Origin of the sequence: Sphingobacteruim zhuxiongii, from assembly GCF_009557615.1 — a bacterium.
Taxonomy (GTDB): Bacteria; Bacteroidota; Bacteroidia; order Sphingobacteriales; family Sphingobacteriaceae; genus Sphingobacterium; species Sphingobacterium zhuxiongii.
Window position 1 is genome coordinate 1047825 of sequence record NZ_CP045652.1, and the last position, 15705, is coordinate 1063529.

Here is a 15705-nt window from a genome sequence, read left to right on the forward strand (position 1 = left end):
AAATCACATTAAAGAGAGAAACATGTCAAATATTGATTTTATTCGCGAAGAAACAGCTGCTGATATCGGCAACTTTCTAGTTGGTCGTTTATTACCCTTTCGACAGAAACGCTCAATTGGACCCTTTGTATTTATTGATCATATGGGGCCAGCATGTCTTGCAGACCATGAGAATTTAGATGTCGGCCCACATCCTCATATTGGCTTGTCGACGCTGACATATTTGTTTGAAGGTTCTATATTTCATCGAGATAGTTTAGGTACTGCCATGGAGATAAAACCTGGCGCAGTAAACTGGATGACTGCGGGAAGGGGAGTTGTTCACTCAGAACGTACACCTGAATACCTTAGACAAAAGGATAAATTTCTACATGGATTACAGATTTGGGTTGCACTTCCAAAAGAACTAGAATTCCAAGAGCCAGAATTTCATCATGTTGAAGCGGAAGCCATTCCCTCTTGGGAGGAGAATTCTGTGGCTTACAAATTAATTGCTGGAGAAGCATTCGGTAAGAAATCACCAGTCCCCGTGCACAGTAAATTGTACATGATAGAAATTAAAGCTAAAGAGGATAATATTATTGATATACGTGGCGAGTTGTATGGTGAAAGTGGCTTATACATTCTGGAGGGAGAGATTTCGAGCAATGGCTCTACGTATGGTCCAAAGCAAATTCTGATAACTAAGGATGCTCATCTTTGCTCATTTGAGATGAAAGGAGGAACTACCGTTTATATTTTTGGAGGAGAGCCTTTCCCTGAGGAGCGTTTTATTTATTGGAATTTTGTAGCTACAAGCCGAGAGATTATTGAGGATGCGAAATTGAAATGGATAAATCATGAATTTCCAAAAGTTCCAGGAGATGATGGATATGTTCCTCTACCAACGCCAAAAATTTAAAATATAAAAGAGGGATCACCATTTGGCAATCCCTCTTTTTAATTATATTGATATTTAAATATCTTGATCGACTATAGATGTCGGATCAGATCCCCACTCTGACCATGAACCGTCATATACTCGCAAATTGCTAAAACCTAACTCATAGGCTCCTAATGCTAGTATCGATGCTGTAATTCCCGAGCCACAGGTAAATATATTCTGGCCAACTGTTGATGTTTTATTAGCATATATTGACTTTAAACTTTCTTCAGGTTGGAAGTATATACCATTTAGGACTTGATCGAATGGTATGTTTTTCGATCCAGGAATATGACCTGATTTTAGTCCTATTCTAGGTTCAGGTGCAGTTCCCGCAAACCGACCTGCACTTCGAGCATCAGTAATATGAATATCGTTCTTGCCGATAAGTGTTTTCAATTCGTTGATTTCAACTATCCATTGTGTTCTTGGATGCGATTCAAAGTTCCCAACTTTTGCAACGTCTATATAGCTATTCGTTATTCCTAATCCTTCTAACTTCCAAGCGGGTAAACCTCCATTTATAACGTATACATCATCTACGCCCATATATTTAAACATCCACCAAGCTCTAGGGCTAGAGTACACGCCCCAACGATCGTACAATAGGATCGTAGAATCCTTGTCAATTCCTAACTTTCTAGCTTCTGTTTCAAATGTTGAAGAATCGATCATCGTATGTGGTAGCGCAATTCTTTTGTCAGAAAATTTGCTTTCAATATCGAGGAATAGGGAATCTGGTATTAGTTCTAAATTGTTATTATCTAGATTCTGACCTACTTTATCAATACTGGCGTCAAGGATCACCACTTTCTTGGCTTTATCTTCTATGATTTCTTTCGCGCGTTTTACAGAAATTAATGCGTTGCTCATAAGGAATGTATTTACACGAATTTAGTCATTAAAAACAAAAAAGCCCGATCTATTAGATCGGGCTTTAGAAGTTATTTTGAAAAATCTAATTATTTAGATTTTTTTTCATTGTCTTCCATTTGCTCTTTTAATTGAGCTAAAACGTCAAGATCACCTAATGTTGATTTTTCAACATTATCTTTCACTTTTCTTACTGCAGATGATGCAGCTTTAGCTTCTTTTTTACGAGCGTTGAACTCCTCAATACGAGCTTCAGCTTTAGCATCTTCCCAAATACGTGAGTGAGAGATAACTAAACGTTTGTTTTCTTTGTTGAATTCAATGATTTTGAATTCAGCAACTTCGTCAACTTTCAATGAAGAACCGTCTTCTTTTACAGAGTGTTTGTTAGGGCAGAAGCCTTCAACACCGTATTGTAAAGCTACGATATCACCTTTATCACCAACTTTGATAACTGTACCTTCATGAACTGATCCTTCAGTGAAGATAGTTTCGAAAGTATCCCAAGGGTTTTCTTCTAATTGTTTGTGACCTAAAGAAAGCTTACGGTTGTCTTCATCTAATTCTAAAACCACTACGTCTAAACGCTCACCAACTTTAGTGAATTCGTTAGGGTGGTTAACTTTCTTAGACCAAGAAAGGTCAGAGATGTGAATTAAACCATCGATTCCGTCTTCTAGCTCTACGAATACACCGAAGTTAGTCATGTTCTTAACAACCGCTGATTGTTTAGAACCTACTGGATAACGTTCAGTGATGTTTTGCCATGGATCTGGAGTCAATTGTTTGATACCTAAGCTCATTTTACGCTCTTCACGATCTAATGTTAAGATCACAGCTTCGATTTCATCACTTACTTTCAAGAATTCTTGAGGAGAACGTAAGTTTTGAGACCAAGACATTTCAGATACGTGGATTAATCCTTCAACACCAGGAATGATTTCTAAGAAAGCACCGTAATCAGCAACTGTTACGATTTTACCTTTAACTTTAGAACCGATTTCTAACGCTGTATCTAGAGATTCCCAAGGGTGCTCTGATAATTGTTTTAAGCCTAATGCGATACGTTTTTTCTCGTCATCGAAATCTAACACTACTACGTTAATAGTTTGATCTAATGCCAATACTTCTTTTGGATGCTCGATACGGCCCCAAGAAATATCAGTAATGTGAAGTAAACCATCAACACCACCTAAATCGATGAACACACCGAAGTCAGTGATATTTTTAACAGTACCTTCTAATACTTGACCTTTTTCTAGTTTCGCTACGATTTCAGATTTTTGGTTTTCTAAATCGTCTTCGATCAATACTTTGTGAGAAACGACAACGTTTTTGAACTCATGGTTGATTTTCACAACTTTGAATTCCATTGTTTTACCAACATATACGTCGTAATCACGAATAGGTTTGATGTCGATTTGAGAACCTGGTAAGAAAGCTTCAACACCTTTAATATCAACGATTAAACCACCTTTAGTACGTGATTTAACAAAACCATCGATAATTGCATCGTTTTCCAATGCATTGTTGATTTCTTCCCAAGATTTTTGTGTTTTAGCACGTTTGCGTGATAATACTAATTGTCCGTTTGCATCCTCTTGCGATTCAACAAATACGTCAACCGTATCACCAACTTTTAAGTCAGGTAAGTCACGGAACTCAGATAATGCTACAAGACCGTCTGATTTGAAACCGATGTTTAAAACAACATCTTTGTTATTGATAGATACCACGATACCTTCAATAATTTCGCCTTGATTGATTTGGTTAAATGTTCCAGCATATTGCTCTTCTAATTTAACACGCTCAGCATCGCTGTAATTACCGAATGCTTTTTCATCAAGATCCCAGTCGAAGTCTCCAGTTGGAGTACTCCAAGTGTTCGATTTAATCTCATCGATTAAATTTGAATCTGCTTCAGACTCAATCTTTTCAGTGTCTTTCACAACTTTTGTGTCAGCACCTTGTAGCTCTGCGTTTTTCGCCGCTAACTCTTTTTCTGCTTCTTGTTTTTTTGCCATTAATTAATTATCTCCTTTTCCCCACGATGTAGGGACTGCAAAGATACGAAAAACTTTTATTTACAAGAGATTAGAAGAAAAAAAATATTTAAGATTCCTCTTGTTTAATTTCTTCGGGATCCTCGAAGATTGGATAAAGCGTTTTTAATATAATTTCAGTGAGCTTCTTTTCGTTAAATGGCTTGATTAGTATACCATCAAATTTTACATTTTTGAGCTCTTCCTGTTGTTTAACTTGCTCATTATCTGATGATGTTGCAATTATTTTCATCTGTTCATAAGCCGGATTCTGACGGATTTTAACTAGTAATTCGTCCCCAGTCATCACTGGCATATTGATGTCGGTTACAATGACATCGACGTGTTTTGTATCCAATAGATTCAATGCTTCTAAACCGTTTGTTGCCGTGAAAACCTGTTCATGTAACACGAAAAATTGTTTTAAATACAAAAGATTGAGCGCATTATCGTCAACAATTAACCATGATAAATTCTTAGGAAGGTCCTTTACTCGGTTTATATTGAGGGTTGTTTTACGTCGATATTTTGGACCCGGAATAGGAATTTCTACTGTAAAAGTAGTTCCTTGGCTTGCTTTTGATTGAAAGGAGATTCTACCCTTTAACAAGCTGACAATGTTTTTGGTAATATACAGTCCTAGTCCTACACCTCCTTCAACTTTATTGGTTTTGTTTTCCGTATAGTACTTCTTGAATATGTTCTTTTTTAAATTTTCTGGAATACCATTCCCTTCGTCCGATACCTTAATCACCAAATTGCTATGATTATTCACATAAATTTTTGTTGTTACTGTTCCTTTTGACGAATATTTTATAGCATTACTTACCAAATTACTAACTACCTGACGAACTTTTAGCTCATCAGTGAATATAATTGTTGGCTTGCTTTCATCTAAGGAATGTGCAAGTTCTATTTGTTTAAGATTTGCTTGGTTTCGATAGTTGTCGAGAACCTCTAAGAGCATTTCTCGGAAATCGAAATGAGTTGCCTCTATGGTATCATGCTTATCTATTTTGCTCAAATTCAAGATATCGTTGATTGTCTTGGAAGTGGACGTTATATTGGAATAGGCAGTTTCTAAGAGTAGAATATCTTTTGGTTGATATAAATCATTTCGAGTTCTTAGTAAGTCAACGATCCCAATCATGGAGTTAATCGGAGTTCTGATCTCGTGGGTTATTTCTGCCAGGATATCCGTTTTTTGTTCGGCGAGTTTAGACGCATAGATTTTTTCGTCCATGAGCATCTGCTCATAATAATTTGTAAAGAACTGATAGTAAACCAAAATACAGATAACGATAAATACAAAGGTCAGCGATATAATAATCTGCCATTTGAATGTGTCTGTATTTGCGATAAGCGTACTCAGTTCCTGATCTGACTTCTCGCGTTGAAATTTAATCCTTTGATCGTGGATATAGCGTATTTGCTGATTCGTTGCATGCAGAAGCGTAAAATTATCCGCTAACAGTAGGCGTTCTTTCTGTCTAAGATCGGTGAAATGTGTTTTAATTTCATCCAGTTTTCCCTGTGCTCGTAGTTCTGATTCCGTTTGTATTTTAGAGTAACTTTTGCTTAAGCTTTTTTTAGTGTCTTCGGAAATAACATCTTCCTCAAGATATAGCGTATCTCTTTTTGACTGAAAAATACGCTGCAATAATGGTTTTCGATTAATTACAACTTTTGGCGTTTTCGCTAAAGCCGCTATGACCGATATGGAGCCTTGAGGGAAATTAAACAGTGAGTTGTTTATTGCAGTTTTATGAAATGAATCAAGCGTATTTGCGGTTGAGATTAGTGAGTCGATATTCTTAGTCAATTCATGATATTTTGGAAGTAACTGAGAATAACTTACGGAATCTTTCGAATTATTTCGATCGATAATCTCTTCAACTTCTCTTACTTTACGTAATGAATCAACGGAGTTTTTTAAGTAAACTAGATTTTTGTTGTAATCTGAAAAATCCGCACTGTCATAATTTATGGAATATTGACGAAAGTGGTTTTCAGCATCATTGAATTTCGTTAGTAGGGTAACAAAACTATTTTGATCAGTGTTAATGCTGCTATATATTCTTTCAATTCGAGTTTGTATAGATCGGTATTGAATAAATGAAGAGATAAAAAAAATCAAGAAAGCAATAAAAAGGCCAATAGTAGATATCAACAAGATATTGCGAATACTCTTGTTACGATTAGTTCTCTCTATTAAATATTTGTCTTCTTGTGGCATTCTTTTACATCAGTTCAATGTGTGTACTTTATTTTGGTTTTGTGTGTTATCCCTGGTCTGCCTTGAATGAATTATACACTCTTGGTTTTACAATTTTAATACTTTGTTTTGAAAGTGCAATACTCGCATTCAATTCATAGCCAATTATAAGAATAAGTGCGTTCATATACATCCAAATCATCACAACGATTAAAGTTCCTATTGATCCATATAATTTGTTGTAAGCGCCAAAATTATTGATATAGAACGTGAATAAGGAGAATGATAACATGGCAAGTAGGGTAGCCAAGGTTGCTCCTGGAGTAAACAACTTCCAACGTGAGGATGACGGCCCAAACTTATAGATTAGGCTAACCGTGAAAAAATAGATAGAGAATAGAATTAACCATTGTGCAGTTTTTATCAAAAACGACCAAAACCAAGAGAGATCGTAATCAATATGCGTCTTTAAGTAGTTTATCAACCAGTTAGATCCGGTATATAGAAAAATCCCACATACCAAAGCAATAACAATTGAGAAAGATAAAACCAAAGCGACTATTCGGCGTTGAAACCAAGTTCTTGATTCCTTCGCTAAAGAAGATTTATTGAAAGTCATCATCAAAGTGGTCATCCCGTTAGTTGCGAAGAACGTACAAAGGATAAAACCGACAGACAATAATTCACCGTTTTGCCTAATGATAATATCTTTTAGCGTGTTTTCCAGGACTTCATAGGCATTGTTTGGTAGAGCAAGTTGAATAAGCTCCATTAATTGCTCTTGAAAATTGTTTACCGGAATATATGGAATCAAGGTGAAGAGAAAGATGATCCCAGGAAATATGGCTAACATGAAATTGTAAGCGAGAGAAGATGCTTTATTTATAATAGATTCTCGCGATATTTCCTGAAAGAAAAAAACAAAAACGGTATACAAGGGCAATTTGCCAAATCCCGGTAGGGTGGCAGTTTTCGACCATTCTATCAAACGATCATAAGGCTGTAGATGTAGAAGCGTTTGATGTACTTTTTTCATTATTCTCCAAAAAATGGAGCCATTTTCTCTTGGAATACTGCAGGAGGTCTACATGGTCTATTACGCTCCATATCGACAAATACTAGCTGCGTAGAACCTGTATTCAACAACTCGCCGTCTTCATTAAATAGCTCGTATTCAAATTTAATCCTTATACCCGGTTTTTCTCGAATATAAATATTTATGCTGATTAAATCATCATATTTTGCAGGTTTGATATAGTTGCAATGAAGCTCAATGACAGGGAGCATGACACCCATTTCTTCTAATTCTTTATAAGAAATGCCTGTGCTGCGTAGCATTTCAGTACGTGCAACTTCATAATAGGCGGCATAGTTGCCGTAGTAGACATAGCCCATATTGTCCGTTTCGGCATAACGAACACGAACTTGATGTATATAGGAAAACATAGTTATTTTTTGATATTTCTTGCGTCAAGTGCCTGCTGAAACTTCCTAGCATTAATTTGATGCTCTGCAACAGTTTTAGCAAAGTTGTGATATCCTGAGAAATCATCCTTTGCACACATGTAAATATAATCATGATGATTATAGTTTAGCACGGCGTCGATTGATGCAATACTAGGCATCATGATCGGACCCGGAGGCAGACCTTTATAGCGATAGGTATTATATGGATTATCAATTGTAAGGTGACGATTTAGAACACGACGGATGGTGAAATCATTGTTAGCAAAAATTACTGTAGGATCCGCTTGCAATAACATTCCGCGTTTTAGTCTATTGATATATAATCCAGCTATTTCGGGCATTTCATCGACATGTAGTGCCTCTCCTTTAACGATGGAGGCCAAAACGCTCACTTGTTCTGGCGTCATATCCAAAGCTGCTGCTTTTGCTTTTCTATCGGCATTCCAAAATTTCTTATACTCACTAGCGAAGCGATCGATAATTTCTTCAGGCTTAGTGTTCCAATAAATCTCATAGGTGTTTGGAATAAACATGGAGAAGAAATTATCTTTGTTAAAGCCATACTTCTCTGCTATAGTTTCATTATTGAGAATATTCAAGAATGTCGTTGAATCGGCTTCGAAACTTTTTCCCAAGGCGCCAGCGAAGTTCTCTTTTAAGCGCAAATTCTGAAATCTAAATGGAACTGCTTCTTGATAACCACCACGTAAATTCCCAATAAAACGGCGATTGCTGAGGTCTTTAGATAGTTTATATCGTCCCGGTTTAATGCCATTTTGTAAATCCATTGACTTCGCAACATATTTGAAGTAGGTAGGGTTCTTTACAATGCCTTCATCTTCAATCCTTTTGATGACACTTTCATAGGGCTCATCTGTATGCACATAAAAGTAATCTTCAGAAGTTGCAATGCTAGGGGACATAAATGCCTGATAACCTAACCAAGCTGCAACAAGGCCAATAATTAATACGATGATTAGTAAAACCTTTAGGATGTTATTTTTCTTTCCGCTCGCAGCCATGTTTTTAATTTTGAGGTGTTGTAGGATTTACTGGTGTGGGAGTTGTTGTTTTTGGCATAGCCAAAGTTACGTGAACCGCACTTCCAATAGAAATAACGTGAGCGCTAGTATCAGGGCTCTGACCTACAATTCGTGCGTTGATCGTATCGCGTGAATTATCGGAAAAGGAAATTGACCCTAGCGTTAGTCCAAGTCCGGCAAGAGCAAATTTAGCCTCTTCAACTGATTGGCCTGCTAAGTTAGGGATATCAACTTCTGAATCGCCACGACCATTTCCTAGGATTAAGCTGATTCTCGACCCTTTAGGAACCATACGTCCAGGTTGTATTGTCTGTCCTGAGAATTTTACCTCTAGAATTACATCTCGAGCTATATCATTGATATAGGTGGTGTCAGCAATTTTCAAAGAATGATTCTTTAAAATAGCAGACGCTTCTATAAATGTTTTATCAACAATTTCAGGGAACGCAATTTCTGGAGCAGACTGTGTAATAATCGTTAGATATATGGTACGACCACCTTTCACATGAGATTTGGGATCAGGATCTTGATCAATCACTAATCCTGGTTTCGCGTCCATTTGGTAAATAGAGTCTATTTCGTATTCCAAACCGGCTTTGTCAAGAATTTTCAAAGCCTCAGTAATATGCAATCCTTTCAATACAGGTACTTCTTGCGAGTCCCCATGTTTCGTGTAAACTTTTAATCCAAAATATACTACGATAAATAGGACGACTATGAAAATTAAGGCGGCTATTAGGTTTTTCCTAAATGCACTCGTCCTTAAGTATAAAAAGAATTTCGACATCAATCTGTTGCTTTAAATGTTTTGGTATCGCAATATTAATTCCACTTTTTAAATTCTTGGATAATATCGTCAATATTAAAGGCAAAAATATTCGTTTTTCCTGGTATCTCAAATTATATTTGCTTCTTGATAATTTATTATGAAAACAAAAGTTGCTTTAGTCAAAGGGGGGTACACTGGAGAAGCGGAAGTATCGTTTAAAAGTGCGGCCTTCGTTTATGCACAAATTGATAAAAATAAATACGATGTATTTCCGATTACGGTGTCATTAGATAGTTGGTTTTATGAAGATGAATCCGGTAATAAGCACGAGGTTGATCGTCAAGATTTTTCGATAAAACTTGATGGTGAATCGATCCGCTTTGACGTTGCATTTATTATTATACATGGCGTTCCTGGAGAAGATGGGCGATTACAGGGTTATTTCGACATGATTGGTCTTCCTTACACTTCTTGTACAGCTTTAACATCTGCTTTGACGATGAACAAAGGTTATACGAAAGCCATTGTACAAGATATTCAGGAGATCAATGTTGCCAAATCGGTGTTGTTATTTGAAGAGCATCGATCCAAAGCTGCTGATCTAGTTCTTGAGAAATTGAGTCTTCCAATTTTTGTGAAGCCAAATGCGGGAGGTAGTAGTATCGGAATGAGTAAAGTTTCCGATTGGAGTGAACTTCGAAAAGCGCTTGATGATGCTTATGATGCGGAGAATACAGGTTACCAAGTCTTGGTTGAAGAGTTTGTAACAGGGCGAGAGTTTTCACAAGGAATTTATCGCGACTCAAAAGGTGTATTACAAGTGCTTCCTGCAACAGAAGTTAGAACAACGCGAGAGTTTTTTGATTATGAAGCTAAGTATACACCAGGACTGACCGAAGAAATAACACCTGCAGATCTTAATGAGGAACAGAAGGAAAGGGCCGATCGCATAATCAAAGAAATTTATATTCGATTGAATTGTAAAGGTATGGTGCGCATAGACTTTTTTATAGAGAATAATACCGATAAGTTCTTCTTTATTGAAATCAATACGGTACCTGGTCAAACAGCACAATCCTTTATACCACAGCAAGTACGAGCTTCAGGGAGAACGGAGACTGCATTTTATGGCGAATTAATCGAAGCAGCGCTAACTAGTTAATTCAAGTAGTTCTTTTATGAATTAATAGAAATTGTAAGAGGCGACCTTTCTGGTCGCCTCTTTTTTTAAGTAAAATTGATGCCGTTTGATTGCTTAAAAACACTAGATCGGCATCTAATCTGATTACTCAATAGCAAGATCTAGTAGAGCTGATTAAAGAGTAATTTAAAGGTACCATGAGTTTGTGCTCTAAAAGTAATGTCATTACCAAAGCAAACGAGCTTCCCTTTTCCAATCTTGGCATCAAAAGCTAAAACGGCGTCTTTCAAGTATTTCTCTCCCCAAGACCATCCGCTCTTTAATACTTTATCACTTTCAAACCAAAGTAAAGGAGTGATTTTCTCATCATGAATCCTAAATAAGGCTGAATTGCTGTAATATACGTCGATATTAGACTCATAGCCCCAAGTGTCTGGCAATCCTGTAGCAAGCTTAGCGGATAAAACAGAGCCCGGTGTGTAGAAATCAACAGCTCGTAAAGGTTTGTTATTTTCATCGACAAGAGCGCTAGTAACTTCTAAATTGAAATGTTTGGCAATATCTAAGCCGTTTCCTATGGAGACGATTGTTCCGCCTTTTTCCATGAATTCTCGAAGTGCAGGAATCGACTTCTCTACAGTTAGACTACCCCAACGTTCTCTGTAAGGAGAAGGGATGTTTTCAGGTGCTCCATTATTAAAATTTGGACCATAGCTTGATTTTACGGATCCCTGTAGACGCGGGATTGCACCACTAGGTAGAATAATAACATCGTATTTTTCTTTTAGATTTCCCTTTTCAAATTCTGGAGGAAAAACCACGCTTGCATTATATTGGAATTGTTCCATGAGGAACCTAATCCATCCAGACGGCATACTTCCACCATAAGTATCCCATAAAGCTATTCTTGAAGATTTCAATAATTTCGCACCCTCGGGAAGTTTATCTATTGCGGAGGTAGGAAGGTTTGTTTTTACGCTTGATTTGCTAACAAAGTAAAAATTCCCATTAGCTTGATCACGCCAAACCTTTTGTTTTTCATTAAGTAATTTGTTAATCAATTCGTAACTGTCATTTATGGCAGGCGAAAGAACAGTATACTTTCCTTTAGAGGTTGTAAAAGGTGGAATGACGATCTTTTCTCCGATAGGCAGTTTCTGAAAGGGACCATCGATGTCATCCAGAAAGCGATCAAACTTTACATTCATAATGTATGCTAAGGTCCAGCCAGCTGCGTCATAAGGAGGGATAGGAGGGCCTCCTGGGTATTCAAAATCGTTTGGATGATCCTGAGGTTCAAACATGTCTAAAATATGCGGACGGTAGGCCTGATTCGTTTTTATAACATAGGAACCAGAAGGATAAGATTTGCCTGCCACTGTGAATTCCTTTGTCGTCTGCAATACTTCAATCCCGTTCGCTATTAAAGCATTTAAGAATTTGACAGCCGTTGAGAAGTCAGCTTGATCCGCTGGAATCACATAAGCTCTTGCATCTCGAAGGTTAGGATTCTTATTTAGTTGTTCTATTAGATTAGGATTTGGAAAGCGTTCATTTGGATTGGATTTTCTCGACTGTTGCACAGCGCTGTCTATTACAGCAACTTTACTCGGCGATAATGACCAGGTATCCTTACTGCCTTTTTCTATAGAGTTTCTTCCCATTTTATAGATATTGTACAATACCTCATCACGGTATCTCGCTGCATATCCCATAACAGCGTAATTCAATGAAATTGAATAATCGATGGACTGCTTGAAGTGCCAGCGCTGCGGCAATACTGGATTTTGCGTGTCGCTGGAGGGTAAAAGTCTAGACGGAACGAGCGGAATATCATAAGGGGTTGGGTTTCCAATTATTTCGGTCAGGAGGCCGATCATATTATGAAAATAGGTCGTTGTTCTCAATCCACCATTATACCAAGTCGAGAAAACCGAGCCGCCTTTCGCTGTATAGCCGGGTTTGTTTTCTGCATTTAATCGTGAAGACATTGCAGCCCCCAATGCATCGATTCCAGACATTAGCAAGGGGTCAAAAACATAATTAAATGGATCTCGATAGGGAGCACCCGCAACGACCGCACCTGCAGGCGCCGTTTGGTGATGGTTATACATGATTTGTGGGTTCCATTCAATAAATAGTTGACGAGCCATGTTTTGACTCTCTTTCAGATTTAACATGAAGAAATCACGATTGTTATCATGTCCAGCATACTTTTGGTAAAGTACAGGAACTAAACTGGTCGATCTCTTTTCTATTTGGGGTTCACGCATGTACCAATTGGAAACCAGTTCTTGTCCGTCTGGATTGGCATGAACTAACAAAATGACGCTGTTATCCAAGATATTCATTGTTTCATCATCTTTCGATGATGCCAGCAAATAGGCAGTCTGAATTAATTGATGCATCCCCACTACCTCTGTCGAATGTAGCCCTCCATCAATCCAAACAACGCTTTTTCCTTCCTTCGCTAAGGCTCTCGCTTCATCCTCCTTGAGTTCCGCGCGAGCTAAGCGCTGTGATATCTCTTGATAGCGATCAAGATTTTTTAAGTTCTCTGGGGAACTTATGATCAGCATACACTGTTCTCGACCCTCTTCAGTTTTTCCAATAGGATAGTAGATTACGCGATCGGACTGTTCACTCAATTTTTTAAAATAAATTTCCGTCTGCTGGAAGTTGGCAAGTTGATAGTCATCTCCGATATCGAATCCAAAATGCAATTTTGGAGATGTAATCTGTTGAGCTTGGCTGACGGGTAAAAGGCCCAGCGTAAACAGTAAAAGCCAGAAAGAAGCTTTCCAATAATTCATAATATTAGGTTTTTGTAATTCAGCAATAAAGATAATGAATTGAGGCAATAGAAATCGACTCGAAACGCGATTGTAGTCACATTATAAAACAGGTCGGACAAGATTTTGAAATTATAATTTTACATTGGATAGCATCGTTTTCGTTGATTATTCGAAATTTGTATATTTGGAAGAGATGAAATTACGTAAAATATGATTTTAGTTGCAGATAGTGGTTCATCACGATCAGATTGGATGTTGCATCTTCCAGATAGTAAACCCCTACGTTTTCGTACTAAAGGCCTAAATCCATTTTTTGTCAACGAGAAGGAAATAGCTTCCGTTTTAGGTCAAGTGCAAGAGATTATTCCTTATATCAATGAAATCAATGAGCTTTATTTTTTCGGGGCAGGTTGTACGACGCCAGATCGTCGAGAGTTGGTTTCTAATGCATTAACAGAGATTTTTCCAAATTCCTTTATTTCCGTAGAGAGCGATTTGCAGGGGTCTGCCTATGCTACGTTTGGGGGGGCTAAAGGGTTAATATGTAATATAGGAACAGGTTCAGATAGCAGTTACTACAATGGGGAGTCACTCGAACAAGGTCTGTACGGGATAGGATACGTGTTAGGAGATGAAGGTTCTGGTGCATGGTTCGGAAAGCAATTAATTACTGCGTATCTATATGAGCAAATGCCAAGAGACTTGATGCGTATATTTAAAGAAGCACACCCGATTACGAAAGACATCATCATAAAAAATGTTTATCAGAAAGATCGACCAAATGCTTATTTAGCATCGTTTGCAGAATTCATGGCGGCAAACAGGGCGCATCCTTATATTGATAATTTATTGCGAAATGGATTTGATGAGTTTGTTCGAACAAACGTGATGACTTATCCTAACTTTTGGGAATACGAGTGTAATTTTGTTGGTGGAATTGCCTATCATTTTGATCTACATCTGAGAGAGGTATGCAATTTGCATGGAGTAAGAATAGGTAAAATATTAAAAAACCCTATTGAGGAGATTTTTCACTTCGTGGTCAATAGGGAATTGAATGTTGAATTAAAATAGGATCTTATGATAGTAAAAATGATTTTGTTGTACACCATGCTGTTTCAGCAACCGAGTGTATACGACTTTTCCTTCAATACAATCGACGGAAAGAAGGTTTCCTTAGCTGATTTCAAGGGAAAGGAAATTTTGATTGTCAATACGGCCTCCAAGTGTGGCTTTACGAAGCAATACAAAGAATTACAGGAGCTGCATAAACAATATGGCGAAAAGTTAGTGGTGATCGGATTTCCATCTGACAATTTTGGTGGACAGGAGTTTGATGCCAATGATAAAATCCAGGAATTCTGCGAACAAAACTATGGAGTTACTTTTCTATTGTCTGAAAAAGTAGACGTAAAGGGAGAAAACGCAGATCCTTTATTTAAATATTTAACGAGTGCCGAAAATGCAGACTTCACTGGTGAGATTAAATGGAATTTTGAAAAGTTTTTGATTAATAAAGATGGAAAACTAACGAATCGATTCCGTTCTAAAGTAACACCGTTGGACGAATCGATAATTTCTAAAATCTAGAAGCAAGAGAAAAAAAGGGGATACATCTTATGAAGTATCCCCTTTTTTCTTAGTGGTTTTTTCTACTTAAATCAAAATAACAGGATCGACACCTTGGCTCATAACTTTCTTTTTCCCCTAAGAGAACACGCGATTCGTTTTCTGCAATGCGGTAAGAATATGTTGCTGGAGAACCACATTGAACACATACCGCATGCACTTTACTTACGTGTTCAGCCATCGCCATCAAATTAGGTATGGGGCCGAATGGTCGTCCCTTATAATCCATATCGAGACCGGCAACAATCACGCGGATTCCGCGGTTCGCCAGTGTATTACATACGTCTGGTAGTTCTTCGTCAAAAAATTGAGCCTCATCAATACCAACGACTTTGGTATCTGAACTGAGCAGGAGGATAGCAGAAGAGTGGGATACTGGCGTCGATGGGATAGCGTTACTGTCATGAGAAACGACTTCATGCTCACCATAACGCACATCAATTTCAGGTTTGAAAATCTCAACCGGCAACTTCGCAAATTTTGCTCTTTTCAGTCTTCGAATAAGTTCTTCGGTCTTTCCCGAAAACATAGAACCACAGATAACTTCTATACTTCCAATACGTTCCTGTCTATCGTGGAAATTATGTTCTGAAAACAACATCATTTTGAATCGTTTTAATACTAAAAATGCTTAAAAATAGTTTATAGTAGTAGACAAATTCTTAAGCAACAATGAATGCGAATATCGAAATTTAATCTTATTTTTGATTTAAGGATTATCAATTAATCATTGAAACCTGTCAGAATCAGTGGTTTTAATTTTAATACACTTACTCAAGAAAGACTTCCATTTTTTAGAACAAAGTTAT

General features: G+C 37.4%; 13 protein-coding genes. 4 read left to right on the plus strand and 9 right to left on the minus strand.

Features of this window, described 5'->3' with window-relative positions:
• The first annotated feature begins 22 nt into the window (after positions 1-22).
• Positions 23-901 carry a pirin family protein gene (locus tag GFH32_RS04545; protein ID WP_153509948.1) on the plus strand — a complete coding sequence of 293 codons (879 nt, stop codon included), beginning with the start codon at positions 23-25 and terminating at the stop codon, positions 899-901.
• A 54-nt stretch (positions 902-955) separates the two neighbouring features.
• Here GFH32_RS04545 and GFH32_RS04550 read toward each other — a convergent pair whose 3' ends face one another.
• The 7 genes from GFH32_RS04550 to GFH32_RS04580 all read right to left on the minus strand — a co-directional run bounded on the left by GFH32_RS04550 (position 956) and on the right by GFH32_RS04580 (position 9349).
• A complete protein-coding gene (locus GFH32_RS04550) occupies positions 956-1795 on the minus strand; it encodes a sulfurtransferase (protein WP_153509949.1) in 840 nt (279 codons plus the stop codon).
• 89 nt (positions 1796-1884) lie between these two features.
• A complete protein-coding gene (gene rpsA, locus GFH32_RS04555; RefSeq protein WP_153509950.1) occupies positions 1885-3819 on the minus strand; it encodes a 30S ribosomal protein S1 in 1935 nt (644 codons plus the stop codon).
• Between the two features lie 88 nt (positions 3820-3907).
• The gene (locus tag GFH32_RS04560) at positions 3908-6073 is read right to left on the minus strand and encodes an ATP-binding protein (RefSeq protein ID WP_153509951.1); all 2166 of its coding nucleotides are present in this window, start codon (positions 6071-6073) and stop codon (positions 3908-3910) included.
• A gap of 46 nt (positions 6074-6119) precedes the next feature.
• Entirely contained in the window at positions 6120-7088 is a 969-nt protein-coding gene (locus GFH32_RS04565; protein ID WP_153509952.1) for a YihY/virulence factor BrkB family protein, read from the minus strand.
• On the minus strand, positions 7088-7498 hold the full coding sequence (locus GFH32_RS04570) for an acyl-CoA thioesterase (RefSeq protein ID WP_153509953.1): 411 nt from the start codon (positions 7496-7498) through the stop codon (positions 7088-7090). Before GFH32_RS04570 ends, GFH32_RS04565 begins: the two co-directional genes overlap by 1 nt.
• Before the next feature lie 2 nt (positions 7499-7500).
• Positions 7501-8541 carry an endolytic transglycosylase MltG gene (mltG, locus tag GFH32_RS04575; RefSeq protein WP_153509954.1) on the minus strand — a complete coding sequence of 347 codons (1041 nt, stop codon included), beginning with the start codon at positions 8539-8541 and terminating at the stop codon, positions 7501-7503.
• Between the two features lie 4 nt (positions 8542-8545).
• Positions 8546-9349, minus strand: a complete 804-nt coding sequence (locus GFH32_RS04580) for a PASTA domain-containing protein (RefSeq protein WP_153509955.1) — start codon at positions 9347-9349, stop codon at positions 8546-8548.
• Positions 9350-9488: 139 nt separating this feature from the next.
• On the opposite strand from GFH32_RS04580, the gene GFH32_RS04585 reads away from it, so the two are divergent.
• On the plus strand, positions 9489-10493 hold the full coding sequence (locus GFH32_RS04585; RefSeq protein ID WP_153509956.1) for a D-alanine--D-alanine ligase: 1005 nt from the start codon (positions 9489-9491) through the stop codon (positions 10491-10493).
• Between the two features lie 140 nt (positions 10494-10633).
• On the opposite strand, the gene GFH32_RS04590 is transcribed toward GFH32_RS04585, so the two are convergent.
• Entirely contained in the window at positions 10634-13285 is a 2652-nt protein-coding gene (locus tag GFH32_RS04590) for a M14 family metallopeptidase (RefSeq protein WP_153509957.1), read from the minus strand.
• Positions 13286-13477: 192 nt separating this feature from the next.
• Between GFH32_RS04590 and GFH32_RS04595 the strand changes: the two genes are divergently transcribed.
• Positions 13478-14341, plus strand: coding sequence for an N-acetylglucosamine kinase (locus tag GFH32_RS04595; protein ID WP_153509958.1), 864 nt, complete (start codon positions 13478-13480; stop codon positions 14339-14341).
• A 6-nt stretch (positions 14342-14347) separates the two neighbouring features.
• Positions 14348-14857, plus strand: coding sequence for a glutathione peroxidase (locus tag GFH32_RS04600; protein WP_153509959.1), 510 nt, complete (start codon positions 14348-14350; stop codon positions 14855-14857).
• Between the two features lie 49 nt (positions 14858-14906).
• On the opposite strand, the gene GFH32_RS04605 is transcribed toward GFH32_RS04600, so the two are convergent.
• Positions 14907-15497, minus strand: coding sequence for a thymidine kinase (locus tag GFH32_RS04605; protein WP_202111195.1), 591 nt, complete (start codon positions 15495-15497; stop codon positions 14907-14909).
• Positions 15498-15705: the final 208 nt, after the last annotated feature.